The sequence below is a fragment of the Herbidospora yilanensis genome (assembly GCF_001570565.1).
Lineage (GTDB): Bacteria > Actinomycetota > Actinomycetes > Streptosporangiales > Streptosporangiaceae > Herbidospora > Herbidospora yilanensis.
Genome location: NZ_BBXE01000018.1, coordinates 215022 through 229567, shown reverse-complemented (window position 1 = coordinate 229567; position 14546 = coordinate 215022). Strand labels below are relative to the sequence as shown.

General features: G+C 70.1%; 19 protein-coding genes and 1 pseudogene. 11 read left to right on the top strand and 9 right to left on the bottom strand.

The annotated features are described in order from the left end of the window. Positions 1-15: 15 nt before the first annotated feature. Positions 16-438 (bottom strand): GtrA family protein, encoded by a 423-nt coding sequence (locus tag AW273_RS12285; RefSeq protein ID WP_198168121.1) that lies wholly within the window; start codon positions 436-438, stop codon positions 16-18. Positions 439-799: 361 nt separating this feature from the next. Then, positions 800-988, bottom strand: coding sequence for a hypothetical protein (locus tag AW273_RS37155; RefSeq protein WP_157555734.1), 189 nt, complete (start codon positions 986-988; stop codon positions 800-802). 260 nt (positions 989-1248) lie between these two features. Here AW273_RS37155 and AW273_RS12280 point away from each other — a divergent pair, with 260 nt between their 5' ends. The 3 genes from AW273_RS12280 (at position 1249) to AW273_RS12270 (ending at position 3627) form a co-directional block, all read left to right on the top strand. Beyond that, complete coding sequence (locus AW273_RS12280) at positions 1249-2004, top strand: GntR family transcriptional regulator (protein ID WP_062348303.1); 756 nt, start codon at positions 1249-1251, stop codon at positions 2002-2004. Between the two features lie 316 nt (positions 2005-2320). Beyond that, a complete protein-coding gene (locus AW273_RS12275; protein ID WP_063909929.1) occupies positions 2321-2917 on the top strand; it encodes a GNAT family N-acetyltransferase in 597 nt (198 codons plus the stop codon). 32 nt (positions 2918-2949) lie between these two features. Further along, positions 2950-3627, top strand: a complete 678-nt coding sequence (locus tag AW273_RS12270; RefSeq protein ID WP_062348302.1) for a copper homeostasis protein CutC — start codon at positions 2950-2952, stop codon at positions 3625-3627. Here AW273_RS12270 and AW273_RS12265 read toward each other — a convergent pair. From AW273_RS12265 to AW273_RS12250, 4 genes are all read right to left on the bottom strand, one after another. Continuing rightward, on the bottom strand, positions 3613-3960 hold the full coding sequence (locus AW273_RS12265; RefSeq protein ID WP_062348300.1) for a MerR family transcriptional regulator: 348 nt from the start codon (positions 3958-3960) through the stop codon (positions 3613-3615). The genes AW273_RS12270 and AW273_RS12265 overlap by 15 nt on opposite strands. A 16-nt stretch (positions 3961-3976) precedes the next feature. Further along, complete coding sequence (locus AW273_RS12260) at positions 3977-4408, bottom strand: Hsp20/alpha crystallin family protein (RefSeq protein WP_062348299.1); 432 nt, start codon at positions 4406-4408, stop codon at positions 3977-3979. Positions 4409-4491: 83 nt separating this feature from the next. After that, positions 4492-5625: a DUF6986 family protein gene (locus AW273_RS12255; RefSeq protein ID WP_062348297.1), complete on the bottom strand. Its 1134-nt coding sequence runs from the start codon at positions 5623-5625 to the stop codon at positions 4492-4494. A gap of 9 nt (positions 5626-5634) precedes the next feature. Further along, positions 5635-6927 carry an FAD-dependent oxidoreductase gene (locus AW273_RS12250; protein ID WP_083949701.1) on the bottom strand — a complete coding sequence of 431 codons (1293 nt, stop codon included), beginning with the start codon at positions 6925-6927 and terminating at the stop codon, positions 5635-5637. A 197-nt stretch (positions 6928-7124) separates the two neighbouring features. Between AW273_RS12250 and AW273_RS12245 the strand changes: the two genes are divergently transcribed. The 3 genes from AW273_RS12245 to AW273_RS12235 are packed head-to-tail and all read left to right on the top strand — an operon-like array spanning position 7125 to position 10049. Next, positions 7125-7547: a hypothetical protein gene (locus AW273_RS12245; RefSeq protein WP_232327323.1), complete on the top strand. Its 423-nt coding sequence runs from the start codon at positions 7125-7127 to the stop codon at positions 7545-7547. Positions 7548-7605: 58 nt separating this feature from the next. After that, the gene (locus tag AW273_RS12240) at positions 7606-8262 is read left to right on the top strand and encodes a hypothetical protein (RefSeq protein ID WP_157555732.1); all 657 of its coding nucleotides are present in this window, start codon (positions 7606-7608) and stop codon (positions 8260-8262) included. Between the two features lie 47 nt (positions 8263-8309). Then, positions 8310-10049 carry a proline--tRNA ligase gene (locus AW273_RS12235; RefSeq protein WP_198168120.1) on the top strand — a complete coding sequence of 580 codons (1740 nt, stop codon included), beginning with the start codon at positions 8310-8312 and terminating at the stop codon, positions 10047-10049. A gap of 132 nt (positions 10050-10181) precedes the next feature. Here the strand turns inward: AW273_RS12235 and AW273_RS36195 are convergent, their stop codons facing one another. The 3 genes from AW273_RS36195 to AW273_RS38555 all read right to left on the bottom strand — a co-directional run bounded on the left by AW273_RS36195 (position 10182) and on the right by AW273_RS38555 (position 11600). Continuing rightward, positions 10182-10367 (bottom strand): DUF4236 domain-containing protein, encoded by a 186-nt coding sequence (locus tag AW273_RS36195; protein ID WP_030450894.1) that lies wholly within the window; start codon positions 10365-10367, stop codon positions 10182-10184. Between the two features lie 220 nt (positions 10368-10587). Continuing rightward, the gene (locus AW273_RS38560; RefSeq protein WP_063909928.1) at positions 10588-11136 is read right to left on the bottom strand and encodes a ferritin-like domain-containing protein; all 549 of its coding nucleotides are present in this window, start codon (positions 11134-11136) and stop codon (positions 10588-10590) included. Further along, positions 11133-11600, bottom strand: a complete 468-nt coding sequence (locus AW273_RS38555; RefSeq protein ID WP_062348294.1) for a hypothetical protein — start codon at positions 11598-11600, stop codon at positions 11133-11135. Before AW273_RS38555 ends, AW273_RS38560 begins: the two co-directional genes overlap by 4 nt. 221 nt (positions 11601-11821) lie before the next feature. On the opposite strand from AW273_RS38555, the gene rimP reads away from it, so the two are divergent. The 5 genes and pseudogenes from rimP to AW273_RS39320 all read left to right on the top strand — a co-directional run. Next, positions 11822-12322 carry a ribosome maturation factor RimP gene (gene rimP, locus AW273_RS12220; protein ID WP_062348292.1) on the top strand — a complete coding sequence of 167 codons (501 nt, stop codon included), beginning with the start codon at positions 11822-11824 and terminating at the stop codon, positions 12320-12322. 23 nt (positions 12323-12345) lie between these two features. Further along, on the top strand, positions 12346-13335 hold the full coding sequence (nusA, locus tag AW273_RS12215) for a transcription termination factor NusA (RefSeq protein WP_198168119.1): 990 nt from the start codon (positions 12346-12348) through the stop codon (positions 13333-13335). After that, positions 13295-13621, top strand: a complete 327-nt coding sequence (locus tag AW273_RS12210; RefSeq protein ID WP_369409038.1) for a YlxR family protein — start codon at positions 13295-13297, stop codon at positions 13619-13621. Before nusA ends, AW273_RS12210 begins: the two co-directional genes overlap by 41 nt. 142 nt (positions 13622-13763) lie before the next feature. Continuing rightward, positions 13764-13904, top strand: a pseudogene (locus AW273_RS39325) (translation initiation factor IF-2 N-terminal domain-containing protein); the annotation flags it as partial. A 433-nt stretch (positions 13905-14337) separates the two neighbouring features. Further along, a partial coding sequence (locus tag AW273_RS39320; protein WP_369409037.1) for a hypothetical protein occupies positions 14338-14546 on the top strand: 209 nt, incomplete at its 3' end.

Genomic DNA, 14546 nt, shown 5'->3' with positions numbered 1-14546 from the left:
CGGGAATTTCGAGGGTCACGCGAGGGCCTCGGCCTTCTCTCGGGCCTTCTCACGGGTGGCGAATACGAACTTGTCACATACGAGATAGGTGACAATCGTGCCGATTAGGACACCGGTCGCAGCGGAAATGAGAGTTGGCAGGTATGGGTGTACAAGGGCGAAAACGCCCGTATTGACGGCGAGCGACAGGAGTGCCGTGCCGTTGTAGCCCGCCCATCTCCTGACGGTGAGCGGGAAACGGCGGTCCCCCCAGGTGAACTTCGAGCTCAACACGAAGTTGAGCTGGGCTGACAGGAGAAAACCGATGGCATCGGCGGCGGTCCACGGGACGCCGGCCGATGCCATTGCGGTCATCGCGAGGTACTGGACTCCGAAGCAGAAACCACCCACCAGGAGAAATCGCACCACACGTAAGTGATAATCCGGAACAATCGCCACTCGTCCCCCACGGCTTGTACCTGGTGATCGCGGATTGGTACGTGCCAAGCGTCATGAAGTTTCATGACATGTGCGGAAGGGTGGCGTTATCGCAGCGTGAACTATAGCTAGCGAGAACTTCTACAGAGAAGTTAAGTATATGAACTTCTGACCCGGCCAAATGACAATGGCGTGTCGGCCGAAATCCCGTCTTGGAACGGTCCCGGCAGGTCAGGGCAACCTTTCACCGGCCGGTGAAGTCAAGGTGCGGATTAACGGTGGCGTGTCCTGGCGGGCGTGGGGGACCCGCCAGGACACGCACCGCTCCGCGCGGCGGCGAGGATGCCGACGACCCCGGCGAGGGATGGGGTCGTAGGCGCCGCTAATCGCGCGGAGTCACTGGGGCACCGTCGTCTTCCGCGAGCGGTGCGCGGTAGTGGCGCTGGATCAACCGGGCCGCGCCCACCGGGTCGTCGGACGGATGTGTCATCTCGCGACCATCCTCATTCCAGACGAACGACCCGTGCTTGCACCAAACGGTCAGATCGGCCGATACCGACAGAACGGACATCCCATTTCCGTTGCTCTGGTAGGTGTGGGTGAAGCCCTGACGATGCAGCGCGTACCTCAGGAGTCGCGTCGCCTCACAGGGATCGCGCCAGGGCAGGTATGGCCTACCCGAACGGACCGCCAACACCGGCCCACCCCCATTGGATGGATTTGTACCAACGTTTGGATAATGCGGGGCTCACGCCGTGGGGTCAAGTGGTTGTTCCAAGTTAGACCGAGATCGTCTAGATTTGTTGGCACAAAAGGGTGGATTGAGGAAAGATGGCACGATCGTCGCTCTACCAGCAGGTGGCCGCCGAACTCCGGAAGGCCATCTACTCGGGTGAGTTCCGCCCGGGTGATCAGATCCCCACCGAGACCGAGCTCATGGACGGCCATCAGGTCAGCCGCAACACGGTCCGCCTGGCCCTGGGTGAGCTGGAGAACGAGGGCCTCATCCTCCGCATGCGCCGACGTGGCACCTTCGTCCGGGAACGCCGGCCTCTTCTCATGCGCCCGCAGGACGAGTTGTTACCCCTCGGTGGCGACCTGCCGCGCTTCGACGCCTTCGTGCACGCCGTCACCTCCGAGGGGCGGGTGGCCGAGCAGAACATAGAAGTGCAGATCGTGCAGCCGCCCCCCGACGTCGCCACCCGCCTCGAACTCGTCGAGGACGACGCCCACACCGTGGTGCGCCGCCGGCTGCGCTACGTGGACGGCCAGCCGTACAACACGAACGACTCCTACTACCCGCTCAGGCTGGTCGCCGACTCCGAGATCGTGCGTCCCGGCAACATCACCCGCGGGGCCAACCGGGTTCTCGAGGAGCTGGGGCATCCCCAGGTCCGCTTTGTCGACGATATTTCGGCACGTATGCCAACTCCGGATGAATCGACACGTCTACAGCTAGAACCCGGTACACCAGTTGTCGTCTATGTCCGTGTTGGGTACGACCCTGACGAAGCACCCGTCCGGGTCGCCGTGTCGGTGCTCCCCGCCGACAAGCATCTGATCAGGTACGAGCTGGAACGCCATTGACCGAACTCAGGCCGTCCGTCTAGGACCGCCTCACCTGTGGTCGCGCCGCGAGCGCCCCCCGGGCCGCGCTCGGGGTGGCGTCGGCGTGTGCGTCAAACGCCGCCACCGCAGGTATCAGGCCTGCCTTCTCGCGCGAGGTCGCTAGCGGGAAGCGGGCGGCCGTGGCTCGCGTTGTGAACCTCCCTCGAAGAGGCGCGGGCCGGTAGCCCCCATTTCGTCCAATCAGGTCGCGCTTTAGGGGCGACGGACGCCGTGCGCACCTAATTGGTCACTCTCAGTAATCACAGGTAAACCCGCAGCAACGAAGGGATCCCCCATGCGCATCGACACCCTCAACCTCTCCGCAGAACTTGTGCTCCGCCGGGCGGACGCCACCGACCTCCCCGACGTGCTCACTCTGCTCGCGGACGCGGCGCGGTGGCTCGACGGCCTCGGCGTCCGACAGTGGCCGAGCGGCGGTTTCCCGGCCGCGCGCATCGAACCCCTCATCGACGAAGGAGTCCTCTACGTCCTGACCGTCGCCGACGAAACGGCCGCCGTGATGGCCCTCGACGACCACGCCGACGCCGAGTTCTGGACGCCGTCCGACCGTCCGGAATCGGCGTTCTACGTCCACAAGCTCGCGGTGAACCGGGCCCACTCGGGCCGGGGGCTCGGCGAGGTGCTGCTCGACTGGGCCGGTCTGCGGGCCCTGGCGGCCGGGCGGCGGCACGTGCGGCTCGACTGCTCCAAGGAGAACCTCCGCCTGCAGGGCTACTACCTCGGGCAGCGGTTCCGGCACGTCCGCACGGTCGACCTCCCGCACCGCGCGTCGGGGGCGTTGTTCGAGCGCCCGGCGGGGCTGCGCGGCGGCCGGACCGAGGCCAGGGTGCGCGACCTCACCGCCGCCGGAAAGGTCCTGCTGACCCACTGAAGAGGCGTGAGAGGACCCGCTACTGTTCCCCCATGACCGGACCGTTGCTTGAAGTCATCGTGCTCGACGTGCGCGACGCCGTCGCCGCAGAAGAGGGCGGCGCCGATCGCCTGGAGGTCGTGGCCGACATGTCCGCCGGCGGGCTCACCCCGCCGGCGGAGACGGTCGCCGCGATCGCCGAGAAGTGCACGTTGCCGCAGATGGTGATGGTCCGGCTCGACGCCGGTTTCACCGCGGGCGACGAGGAACTGGCCCGGCTGCGCGCTCAGGTGCGCGAGATGGCCGAGGCCGGCGCGGCCGGTTTCGTCTTCGGTTTCCTCACCGCCGAGGGGGCCGTCGACCTGGCGGCCACCGAGGCGCTGATCCACGCGGCCGCGCCGCTGCCGTGGACCTTCCACCGCGCGGTCGACCACGCGGCCGACGTCCAGGCGGGCTGGCGGGCCGTGCGGCTGCTGCCCAACCTGGCCACGATCCTGACGTCGGGCTCCCCGCGCGGGGTGGGCGAGGGGCTGCCGGTGCTGCGCACGCGGGCCGAGGCCGGCGACGCGGCGCTGATCATGGCCGGGGGAGGGTTGTCGTTCGACCACGTGCCGGTGCTGCTCGACTACGGGGTCAAGGCCTTCCACATCGGCAGCGCGGCGCGCGAGTCGTGGTTGTCGGCCGTCGACCCCCGGCGGGTGGCCCGCTGGCGCGCGCTACTCGACGCCTAGCCGGCGCAGCCGGGCCGCGAGTTCGTCGCGTTCGCGGCGGAGCGCGATGACCTCGAATTCGAGCTCGATGATCCGGCGGATGGCCGCCAGGGTCATGCCCTCGCCCATCAGGACGACCACCTGCCGGATCTGACCGATGTCGTGACGGCTGTAACGGCGCTGGCCGCCGGCCGAGCGCTGGGGCGAGACCACCTGCTGCTGGTCGATGCGGCGCAGGAACGCCTGCTGAACATCCAGCATCGAGGCGACCTGGCCCACGCTGAACATGGGGGCGAACTCGTCGTCCAAGGCCGACAGGCCGACGGGGTAGGCCCCCGGCAGTTCCGCGCTCATCCGCCCCCTTTCCGCTTCAGCCGTCGATGGCCCGGTGGCCGGTGTTGATGACGATCTTGCGCGGCCTGGCCTTCTCCAGGACCGGGATGCGGACGGCCAGGACGCCGTTGTCGTAGGCGGCCTCGATGGCCTCCGCGTCGAGGTGCTCGGAGAGGTAGACCCGCCGGGTGAAGGTTCCCATGACCCGTTCCCGCACGAACGCGCGCTCGCCCTCGGCGTACTCCTCCGAGCGGCGGGCCGAGACGGTCAGCACGCCCCGGTCGACGGTGACCTCGACCGAGCCCGGGTCGATGCCGGGAAGGTCGAAGCGGAGGACGACGTCGTCGGCGCGGCGGATGCCGTCCATCGGCATGACGGCGCCGGTCTCGTCCTTCGTGTACTGCCGGGTCAGCTGATTGAACTGCCGCTCGAACTCCTGCACGAACGGGTCGATCGACGTCAGCAACATCGCGCATCACCTCCGAAGATCCGGGAGACCCCTCGGGCTCCCGTCAACCTGTCTCCTGTCTGAGAGAGAACCTACAACTGAAGTTATAGGTTTCCTGTCGGAGGACTGTCAAGCCCGAGCGCGAGATCGGCCCGGCGCAGCGCGGCGACCAGGGTCTTGATGGTGGCGGGCTCGTCGAGCACCCCGCCCTCCTGGCGTCGGGCCCGCCAGGCGTCGACCCTGGCCCGGTATTCGGCGTAGGTCGCCAGGTGGTGGGCGTAGACCACGGCGAAGCGGCTGACCAGGTGGGACGGGTGCATGTCCCAGCCCTGGTAGAAGCCGTGGGCCAGCGAGTGGCGCACCGTCTCGGCGTGCCGCCGCCACAGCGCCAGCACGTCGTCCCGGGACGATGAGGCGGGCGCGGCGGCCAGCGAGCCGTCGGACAACTCGACGCCCTCGGGGTGGAGCACCGTCTGCATGACGTGGCGGGCGTGGTCGCAGGCCGGATGGTCGAGCCGCTGCTCGTGGGGCGGCAGGCCGCAGGCGGCGGTGTAGTCGAAGACGCCGAAGTGGGCCGCCCTCAGCCGCCCGCGCAGGTTGGCCACCAGGTCGGGGGAACGCTGGAGGAACAGGATCGTCTGCGGCGCCTCGACCTGCATCTCGAAGCCCAGCGCCGGCAGGCCCAGGTCGTGTTCGATCTCGGCCAGGGAACGGGCGAACATCCCCAGGTAGGACTCCATCAGCACCTTGGGGAAGGTGATCACGAAGCCGTCCGGGAGACCGCCTTTGAGCTCGACGACCCGCTCCAGGAACCCGCGCAGGGTGCGCAGCGACCGCCCGGGGTCGCCGTCGGCGAACGACTTCACCCGCACGCCCCAGCGCCGGGGGAGCGCCGGCATGGCGGCCACCGCCTCGGCGGCCCGGACCGCGTCGGCGTCCTCGTCGGCGCCGGTGTAGCCGTCTTCGAAGTCGATTCGCAGGTCCTGGACCGGCTCCCGGGCCAGCGTCCGCGCCACCCGGTCGTGGACGTCGCCGCCGAACAGCGCGGCGAACTCACCGGGAGTGACCAGGCCGAGCAGCCCGGCCGCCTCGGCGCCCCAGTCGGCGACCGTCGAGGCGGTCAGCAGGTTCGCCGGCACGTAGACGGTGTGGACCGGTTGCCAGGCGATCTCCCGCGCCGGGAAACGTGCCTGCTGGGTCCGGTAGACGTTGTCGAAGCCCGCGACGTTGATCTCCACGGACCGACCCTAACCCCGGCCGATCGCCTCCAGCATGGCCGCCCGCCCGACCAGCTTGACCCGTTCGCCCCGATCGAGGGTGCGGGCCAGCTTCTCCTCGGCCTGCTCGATCGCGAGCCAGTCGGGATAGGTGATCGGCCGCACGCCGCGCTCCCGCAGCAGGTCGTCGACCCGGCGTTCGCGGGGGCTCTCGGTCACCGAGGCCAGCAGGGTGCGCACGGTCTCGGCCGCGTCGGACTTGTTGGTGCCGATCACCCCGGTCGGGCCGCGCTTCAGCCAGCCCGCCACGAACTCGCGGTCGCGGACCTTCCCGGCCACGTTGGGCACGGTCATGGTCTCCTCGGAGAACGGCACGCCCGGCAGCGCCACGCTCTGGTAGCCGACCGAGCGCAGCACCATGTCGGCGGGGATCGTCTCGAACTCGCCCGTGCCCACGACGCGCCTGCCGTCGACGCGGGTGCGCTCCAGGCGTACCCCCTCGACGTGGCTGACGCCGAGGATCTCGACGGGCCGCAGCCAGAAGCGGACCTCCAGGCGGCGGGGCCGGTTCTCCGGCACCCGCGCCGACCACGACTGGAGCACGTCGACGTTGCCCCTGATCTGCCGGGTCAGCTCGGTCAGGTCGACGCAGGCCACCTCGTGGGGGAAGGTCAGGATGTCGGCGTTCAGCAGGTCGCCGAGCTCGCGCAGCTCCTTGAGGGTGAACTTGGCGTGCTGGGCGCCGCGCCGGCCCACCATGTGGACCCGCTTGACCTTCGACTCGGCCAGCGCGGCCAGCACGTCGGCGGGCACGTCGGTGGAGCGCAGCTCGTCGGCGGTCTTGGCCAGGATCCGGACCACGTCGACCGCGACGTTGCCGACCCCGATCACCACCACGTCCTCGGCGTCGAGGGTGAAGCCGGGGGCGTCGGGATGGCCGCAGTACCAGTTCACGAAGTCGGTGGCCGCCACGCTCCCCGGCAGATCCTCCCCCGGTACGCCCATCCTGCGGTCGACCATCGCCCCGGTGCAGTAGACCACGGCGTCGTAGCAGGTCAGCAGATCGTCGACGGACAGGTCGAGGCCGAGCTCGACGCCGCCGAGGAACCGCACCCCCGGGGTCTCCAGGACCCGGCGAAGATAGGTCGCGATCGACTTGATCGAGGTGTGGTCGGGCGCCACCCCGTACCGGACCAGCCCGTAGGGCGTGGGCAGGCGCTCCAGGACGTCGACCTCGACGGGGCCGGGGGACTGCTTGGTGAGAGCTTCGGCGGTGTAGATCCCGGCCGGGCCGGAGCCCACCACAGCGACACGCAGCGCCACGGGGATGCCTCCTTGCGAAGAAGCGGCTCTCCGGATTCTTTACCCATCGGGGGCCGGGTAGCCAGTGCGATATTGGGGGTTGCGCCACATCTGTTCCGCGATCACAGTTGGACCTCGTGGGCGGAGCGGGGAAACGGCGACGGCGCACCGGCGTAAATCCGGGTGCGGATGGCACGGGAGATGAAACGCTCCCCGACATGAGATTCCACCGCGACGAGATCGGCGCGCGGCGCTACGAGGCGTTCGGCCGCGTGATGGCGGCCTTCGCCACCGAGCCCGAGATGATGGAGACCTGCCGCGATCTGGGCTGGTGGCCCGGGACCGACGGCTGGGAGATCGAGTGGCGCGAGGGCCCCTTCGCCACCGAGGTCGCCGACCTGCTCATCGAGCGGGTGCGCGAGCCCGGTTTCCCCGGCCCCCTGGTCGGCCCGCTCGCCCCCGTGACCCCGCTGTGCGCCCGCCTCGACGTGATGGGCGTCAGCTTCGACCTGCGGGCCATCGACCCGCTCGGCCTCGACCGGATGCGGGCCCGGCCGGGCGTGTGGCGCCTGTCGGAGGCGCTCGACCCGGCCCGGCGCACGGGGTCGCGCCAGCCGTGGGAGGAACTCCTGGGCGGGTGATCCTTTTTGTCCGCTTATAGACTCAAGTGCTGTACGCGGACATCGCTCGGGGGAATCGATGGTCTGGGCTTTCAGTAGGAGCAGACACGGCCCACTCGGCCCTGAACAGGACTTCATCGCACTTGACCGACGGGATCGGCGCAGCCAGTGGTACCTGCTGGCCGCGCTGCTCGGCGGGGCCGTGGTGGGGTACGCCGGCGCCGGGCTCTCCGGCGCCGCGCCCTCCTGGCTCATGGCCGTCTGCGATCCCTACCTGATCATGGTGCTGGCCGTGATCGTCGGAGCCGGCGCGGCCGGGTTCGGCTGGGCGCTGCTCAACGGCTCCATGGCCGCGTTCGGAGCGCTGGTCGGCCAGATCACGGCCGGCGCGGCGATCCACCACGACGCGCCCTTCGCCGGCCTCGGCTCCGCGCCCGGCGGCCTGGTCGCGGGCCTGACCATCATCACCGTGCTGGGCCCGCTGAGCTACGGCGCGACGCGCTGCGACCGGGTCGGCGGCGTCTGCTACGGCCTCACCTCCGGCCTGCTGCTGTCGACGGCCGCCGAGGAGATGCTGGCCCTGACGGAGGAGTGGCCCTACGCCCTGGCCACCTCGGCCGTGCTGGGAGCGGGCTTCCTGTTGCTGTTCCGCCGCCGCCTCGCCGACCGCCTCTTCGGCGTCGCGGTCGGACTCGCCTACAGCCTCGGGTACGGGTTGGTGCTTCAATCGCTCTGAATCTCGGTAGCCTTTGACGACTACAGCAGCCCTATCGAGGAGTAGCCGTGCTTCTGCGGATGTCGACCCTGTTCCTGCGCACCCTGCGTGAGGATCCGGCGGACGCCGAAGTCCCGAGCCACAAGCTCCTGGTCAGGGCCGGTTACGTCCGCCGTGTCGCCCCCGGCATCTACTCGTGGTTGCCGCTCGGCAAGATCGTCCTGGAGAACGTCGCCAGGGTCGTGCGCGAGGAGATGAACGCCATGGGCGGCCAGGAGGTGCTCTTCCCCGCCCTGCTGCCCCGCGACTATTACGAGGCCACCGGCCGCTGGACCGAATACGGCGACACGCTGTTCCGGCTCAAGGACCGCAAGGGCAACGACTACCTCCTCGGCCCCACCCACGAGGAGATGTTCACCGACATGGTGAAGGGCGAATACTCCTCCTACAAGGACTATCCGGTCACGCTCTACCAGATCCAGACCAAATACCGCGACGAGGCCCGTCCCCGGGCCGGCATCCTGCGCGGGCGCGAGTTCGTGATGAAGGACTCCTACTCCTTCGACCTCGACGACGAGGGCCTCAAGCGCAGCTACGAGAACCACCGGGCGGCGTACATCCGGATCTTCGAGCGGCTCGGCATCGACGTGAAGATCTGCTTCGCGACCTCCGGCGCCATGGGCGGCTCGGCCTCCGAGGAGTTCCTCGCCCCCGCCCCCACCGGCGAGGACACCTTCGTGGCCTGCCGCACCTGCGGCTACGCCGCCAACGCCGAGGCCGTCACCACGCCCGCCCCCGAGCCGGTCACCGGCGAGCGCGCGGCCCTGACGGTGCTCGACACCCCCGGCACCCCGACCATCGAGACGCTCGTCTCCTACATGAACGAGCACCACGGCCTGAAGATCACCGCGGCCGACACGCTCAAGAACGTGGTCGTCAAGGTCGTCACGCCCGGCATGAAGGAGCCCGAGACCCTGGTCATCGGCGTGCCCGGCGACCGCGAGGTCGACTTCAAGCGCCTGGAGGCCACCCTGGCCCCCGGCGAGCCGGCCATCTTCGAGGCGGCCGACTTCGCCCGGCACCCCGGGCTGGTCCGCGGCTACATCGGCCCGCAGATCCTCAAGGAGCTCGGCATCCGCTACCTCGTCGACCCCCGCGTGGTCGACGGCAGCGAGTGGGTGACCGGCGCCAACGAACCCGGCAAGCACGCCGCCCACGTGGTGGCCGGCCGCGACTTCATCGCCGACGGCACCATCGAGGCCGCCGAGATCCGCGCCGGCGACGCCTGCCCCGTCTGCGGCAGTGACCTGTCGATCGACCGCGGCATCGAGATCGGCCACATCTTCCAGCTCGGCCGCAAGTACGCCGACGCCGCCCAGCTCGACGCCCTCGGCCCCGACGGCAAGCCGATCCGGATCACCATGGGCTCCTACGGCATCGGCGTCTCCCGCGCCGTGGCCGTGATGGCCGAGCAGCGCCACGACGCCCTCGGCCTGGCCTGGCCCCGCGAGGTCGCGCCCGCCGACGTCCACATCGTCGGCACCGGCAAGGAGAACCAGATCGAGATCGCCACCCAGATCGCCGAGGAACTGGAGGCCAAGGGCCTGCGTGTGCTCCTCGACGACCGCCCCCAGGTCTCCCCGGGCGTGAAGTTCAAGGACAGCGAACTCCTCGGCCTCCCGACCGTCCTGATCGTCGGCCGGGGCATCGGGAACGGCGTGGTCGAACTCCGCGACCGCGCCTCGGGCGACCGCGCCGAGATCCCCGTCGCAGAGGCCGTCCAGAAGGTCGTCGAGGCCTGCGCCTAGAAAGGCCACCGGGGACGGCAGGGCCGCGTCCGTGCCCGGACTCAGCAGGAGGGGCGGCTCGTCACTATGGGGGGAGTGTGACGAACCGCCCGCTCACGTCCCCTCCGGCCGAGCGGAGGGGAGCTATCCGATCTAGCGGCGCCTCAATGAGCGCCGCCAGGAGAAACCACCGGGTAGGTCGACGCTGACCTGCTTTCCACCGTCGGCGCGCTTCGTGTACCGCACGCCGCCCTTGCCGACGCTGTGGCCGACTCCGCCGCGCGAGAAGTTGATCCGGAACGGACCGATCTTGATCGTTTTTCGGAAGCCCCAACTCATGACGTCCTGAACTACCCGAGAAATCGGGAATAAACGGAAACGGTCCGCGTCGGGGGCGCTTGACGGAGGAGCGGCGCACCGCCCGTTCGGCCGCCGGGATAGGGGTTTCAGCACGCCTGGACGCCGCCGAGCGTGGTGCCCGGGTGGTGATCGTCAGCCCGCTTTGACGCGTGCACCTGAGACGGGGGAGCGTCCTAGCCTTCGCGTGACGTTGAGGGTGCTAAGGCGTCTGGCCCGCTTCGGGGGCCGGGAGCATCGCCGGCGCCGTCGACCCCTGGGGCTGCTGCGGCACGACGGGCTCGCCCGAGCTGGGCCGCATGGGCGTCGGTTCGGTCACGGCGGGGCTGGAGACGGCGTGTTCCTGGCCCGGCATGCCCGGGAAGGCGGGGATCTGCGGCTGCCAGCCGAAGCCACGCACGGCGGCCTCCTGGGTCGCCAGCACCGCCAGCCGCCGCAGCCCCGGATCGGTGTCGGCCGACAGTTCCACGTAGGCCGCGCAGACCCGCTCCTCGACGTAGGCCGCCAGGCGGGCGGCCTGGGCGGGCGTGGTCACCTCGAAGGGAAGCTGGTAGGTCCCCGGCTCGGCCGGGGTCTCGCCCCGGCGGCGCATCAGGGTGCGCAACTGGTCGCGGCGGGCCCGGTGGGCGTCGAAGCCGGTCGTCGCGCGGGCCCTGAGCGCGCCGGTCGTCTTGGCGCCGATGACGCCGTAGGCGTACACGGCGGCGTGCTCGGCGGCCAGCGCCTTCGAGAGCGCGACCGAGGCGCTCACTTCAGCCGCCCGAGGGCCTGGGCGTGGACGGCCTCGCAGGCCCCCATGCTCGCCACGAGCTGCGCCACGACGGGCTTGGCGGCGGCGGCCTGCTCGGGCCGCGCGGCCGCCGCGGCCCGCTCGGCCTCTTTCAGCGCTTCCACGGTCACCTCCGGGTTGACCACGGGGGTCGGGGTCGCGGCGGGGGAACCGGGGTCGGTCAGATGCTTGCGGAGGGCCGCCAGGTGGGCCAGATGGCGCTGCTGGAACGGCTGCAGCGCGGGCGCCAGCTTCGCGTCCGACAGGGCGGCCTGCTGGTAGAGCGCGACCAGCTTCTCCTTGCCGCCGATGAGCCCGGCCAGCAGCGCCGCGTGTGGATCGGGGGAGGGCGAAGCCGCCGGTGACGCGGCCTCCTGCCCCTTCGCGCAACCCACCAGCACCAGGCCGGCCCCGGCACCCAGCAGGGCACGCCGGGACAGGTTCATACCGGACTCTCCCACAGGCACCCGCCCATGGTAGAGCGCTCCAGACTCCACCCAACCCGCGCCACACGGACGGTTCGTGCTCTCGGGTCGCGTAGAGCGGTCCAGACGGGATGCGGGCGGGCGCGCGTTCGCGCGGCGCGGCGAGCGGTGCCGGTCTGTCGATAGGCTGTGGGCACGTTGGGCGAGGTACGCCCCCGATGGCCATTGGTAAGGAGGTCACCATGGGCGAATCCGCCCGACGCGACCGCCTCGTGGCGCTGCTCGCCCCGGTCGTCGAGGCCGAAGGTCTCGATCTCGAAGACGTGACGGTCACCCCCGCCGGCAAACGCCGGCTGGTGCGGGTGGTCGTCGACCGTGACGGCGGCATCAGCCTCGACGACGTCTCCGAGGTCAGCCGTTCGGTCTCCGACCGGCTCGACGCGACCGACGCGCTCGGCGGCGGTCCCTACGTGCTGGAGGTCACCTCCCCCGGTGTCGACCGCCCGCTGACCGAGCCGCGCCACTGGCGCCGTGCGAGAGGCAGGCTGGTCAAGGCGGCGCTGACCGACGGCACCGGAGTCGAGGGCCGGATCCTCGAAGCCGACGACGACGGCGTCGAGATCGAGGCCGCCGGCCGTTTCGCGTACGCGGATCTGGCAAAGGGCAAGGTCCAGGTGGAGTTCCGTCATCTGGACGACGAGGACGAAGATGAAGAAGACATCGCAGACGGCGATGAGGGCTGAGGGGGAGCCTTGTGGACATTGACATGAGCGTCCTGCGCAGCCTGGAGCGGGAGAAGGACATCTCGTTCGACCTGGTCGTCAAGGCCATCGAGGACGCGTTGCTGATCGCCTACTTCCGCACCGAGGGCGCCGCGCAGAAGGCCCGCGCCCAGCTCGACCGCGTCTCCGGGCACGTGTCGATCCTGGCGGCCGAGATCGGCGAAGACGGCGAGATCCTCCGGGAGTACGACGACACCCCGGGCAACTTCAGCCGCATCGCGGCGACCACCGCCAAGCAGGTCATCCTGCAGCAGCTCCGCGACGCCGAAGACGAGATCAACTTCGGCGAGTTCGCGAGCCGCGAGGGCGAGCTGGTGGCCGGGGTGATCCAGCAGGGCAAGGATCCCCGCGTCGTGCTGGTCGACCTCGGCAAGATCGAGGCCATCCTGCCCCACAACGAGCAGGTCCCCGGGGAGGACTACGTCCACGGGGAGCGCATCCGCTGCTACGTGGTCCAGGTCAAGAAGGGCAACAAGGGCCCTTCGGTGACCCTGAGCCGCACCCACCCGAACCTGGTGAAGAAGTTGTTCGCGCTGGAGGTCCCGGAGATCGCCGACGGCACCGTCGAGATCGCCGCGATCGCCCGCGAGGCCGGTCACCGCACCAAGATCGCGGTCCGCTCCCGCAAGCCCGGCGTCAACGCCAAGGGCGCCTGCATCGGCCCGATGGGCTCCCGGGTGCGCAACGTGATGACCGAGCTCCACGGCGAGAAGATCGACATCATCGACTGGTCCGAAGACCCGGCCGACTTCGTCGGGAATGCGCTGTCGCCGGCACGGGTTTCACGAGTGGAGGTCGTCGACGCCGACGGCCGGGTCGCCCGGGTGACCGTTCCCGACTACCAGCTCTCGCTGGCGATCGGGAAGGAAGGGCAGAACGCCCGGCTGGCCGCGCGGCTGACCGGGTGGCGCATCGACATCAAGCCGGATACTCATGAGGCACCGGCCGATCCCGCAGATGCGTCGGCAAGGTAAGCTGGAATACGGTGACCAGGCCGCCCCGCTGAGAACGTGCGTGGGCTGCCGGGTTCGCACGGCCAAGTCCGAGCTACTCCGACTGGTGGTGGCCGGGGATGTGATCATCCCTGACCTGCAGAAACGGCTCCCGGGACGCGGTGCTTCACTGCACCCCTCCCCGGCCTGCCTGCAGCTCGCAGATCGTCGCCGGGCGTTCACCCGCGCTTTCCGCGCGGAGGGAACGCTCGATCAGACGCGTTTGCGGGCCTACTTGGAGGACTTGACGAGGAAAGCCGCCGGGTGAATGGTTACCAACTGTTTCGTAGGACGCCGAGTTGATGGGCGGAGTCAGATTGCTATGAGCGCCTGATGAGCACGCGGCAATGAGTACGTCCAGGTAGCGACGGTCCGGCGGCACAGCCTCCCGGGCCGAGTTAGGGAGTGCAGTGGCGAAGGTCCGGGTATACGAGCTCGCCAAGGAGTTCGGTGTTGAGAGCAAGGTCGTGATGGCCAAGCTCACCGAGATGGGCGAGTTCGTTCGATCGGCGTCTTCAACGATTGAGGCGCCGGTTGTCCGCAAACTGACGGAGGCGTTCGGTAAGGGCGACTCCAAGGGGGGCAAGTCCCCACGTCCGGCCCCACGGCCGGCACCCCGGCCGGTCGGCAACGACCAGGCCGGCAACGGCGCTCCGGCGCCCGCATCACCGTCGGACTTCGGCAACCGGCCGATTCCGAAGCCGGGTCCGCGGCCGGCGCCGCGTCCCGTTCCCATGCCGCATCCGGCGCCGCAGCCCGCTCCCCAGAGCGAGGCCGCCCCGCGTCCCGCGGCTCCGCCCGCCCCGGCTCCGCGCCCCGAGGCGCCCCGTCCGGCGGCTTCTTCTTCCAACGCGCCCTCGGCCGGTGGGCCGTCGGCGCCGTCCGGCCCTCGGCCGACGCCCGGTCCCAAGCCGGGTCCGCGCCCGGCCCCCGGTCCTCGCCCGACCCCCGGCCCCGCGGCCGGCGGCGGTGCGCCGCGTCCGGGTGGCGACCGCGGTCCCAAGCCGGGTCCGCGCGGCCCGCGTCCGGGCAACAACCCGTTCTCTTCCAACGCCAGCGGCATGGGCCAGCGGCCCGCGCGTCCTGGCGACCGTCCCGACCGCGGTGACCGTCCCGATCGGGGCGAGCACGCCGGTCCTCGGGGCGACCACGCCGGTCACCGCGGTGACCGGCCCGACCGCGGTCCTCGTGAG

Bases quoted from the DNA above. Each gene is read 5' to 3' on its own strand.
- AW273_RS12275 (WP_063909929.1), top strand. From the start codon at position 2,321: ATGCGCATCGACACCCTCAACCTCTCCGCAGAACTTGTGCTCCGCCGG.
- rimP (WP_062348292.1), top strand. From the start codon at position 11,822: ATGGGCGAATCCGCCCGACGCGACCGCCTCGTGGCGCTGCTCGCCCCG.
- AW273_RS36195 (WP_030450894.1), bottom strand. From the start codon at position 10,367: ATGAGTTGGGGCTTCCGAAAAACGATCAAGATCGGTCCGTTCCGGATC.
- AW273_RS12260 (WP_062348299.1), bottom strand. From the start codon at position 4,408: ATGTTGCTGACGTCGATCGACCCGTTCGTGCAGGAGTTCGAGCGGCAG.
- AW273_RS12245 (WP_232327323.1), top strand. From the start codon at position 7,125: ATGAGATTCCACCGCGACGAGATCGGCGCGCGGCGCTACGAGGCGTTC.
- AW273_RS12270 (WP_062348302.1), top strand. From the start codon at position 2,950: ATGACCGGACCGTTGCTTGAAGTCATCGTGCTCGACGTGCGCGACGCC.
- AW273_RS12280 (WP_062348303.1), top strand. From the start codon at position 1,249: ATGGCACGATCGTCGCTCTACCAGCAGGTGGCCGCCGAACTCCGGAAG.
- AW273_RS38555 (WP_062348294.1), bottom strand. From the start codon at position 11,600: ATGAACCTGTCCCGGCGTGCCCTGCTGGGTGCCGGGGCCGGCCTGGTG.
- AW273_RS12265 (WP_062348300.1), bottom strand. From the start codon at position 3,960: ATGAGCGCGGAACTGCCGGGGGCCTACCCCGTCGGCCTGTCGGCCTTG.
- nusA (WP_198168119.1), top strand. From the start codon at position 12,346: ATGAGCGTCCTGCGCAGCCTGGAGCGGGAGAAGGACATCTCGTTCGAC.
- AW273_RS37155 (WP_157555734.1), bottom strand. From the start codon at position 988: ATGTCCGTTCTGTCGGTATCGGCCGATCTGACCGTTTGGTGCAAGCAC.
- AW273_RS12240 (WP_157555732.1), top strand. From the start codon at position 7,606: ATGGTCTGGGCTTTCAGTAGGAGCAGACACGGCCCACTCGGCCCTGAA.
- AW273_RS12210 (WP_369409038.1), top strand. From the start codon at position 13,295: ATGAGGCACCGGCCGATCCCGCAGATGCGTCGGCAAGGTAAGCTGGAA.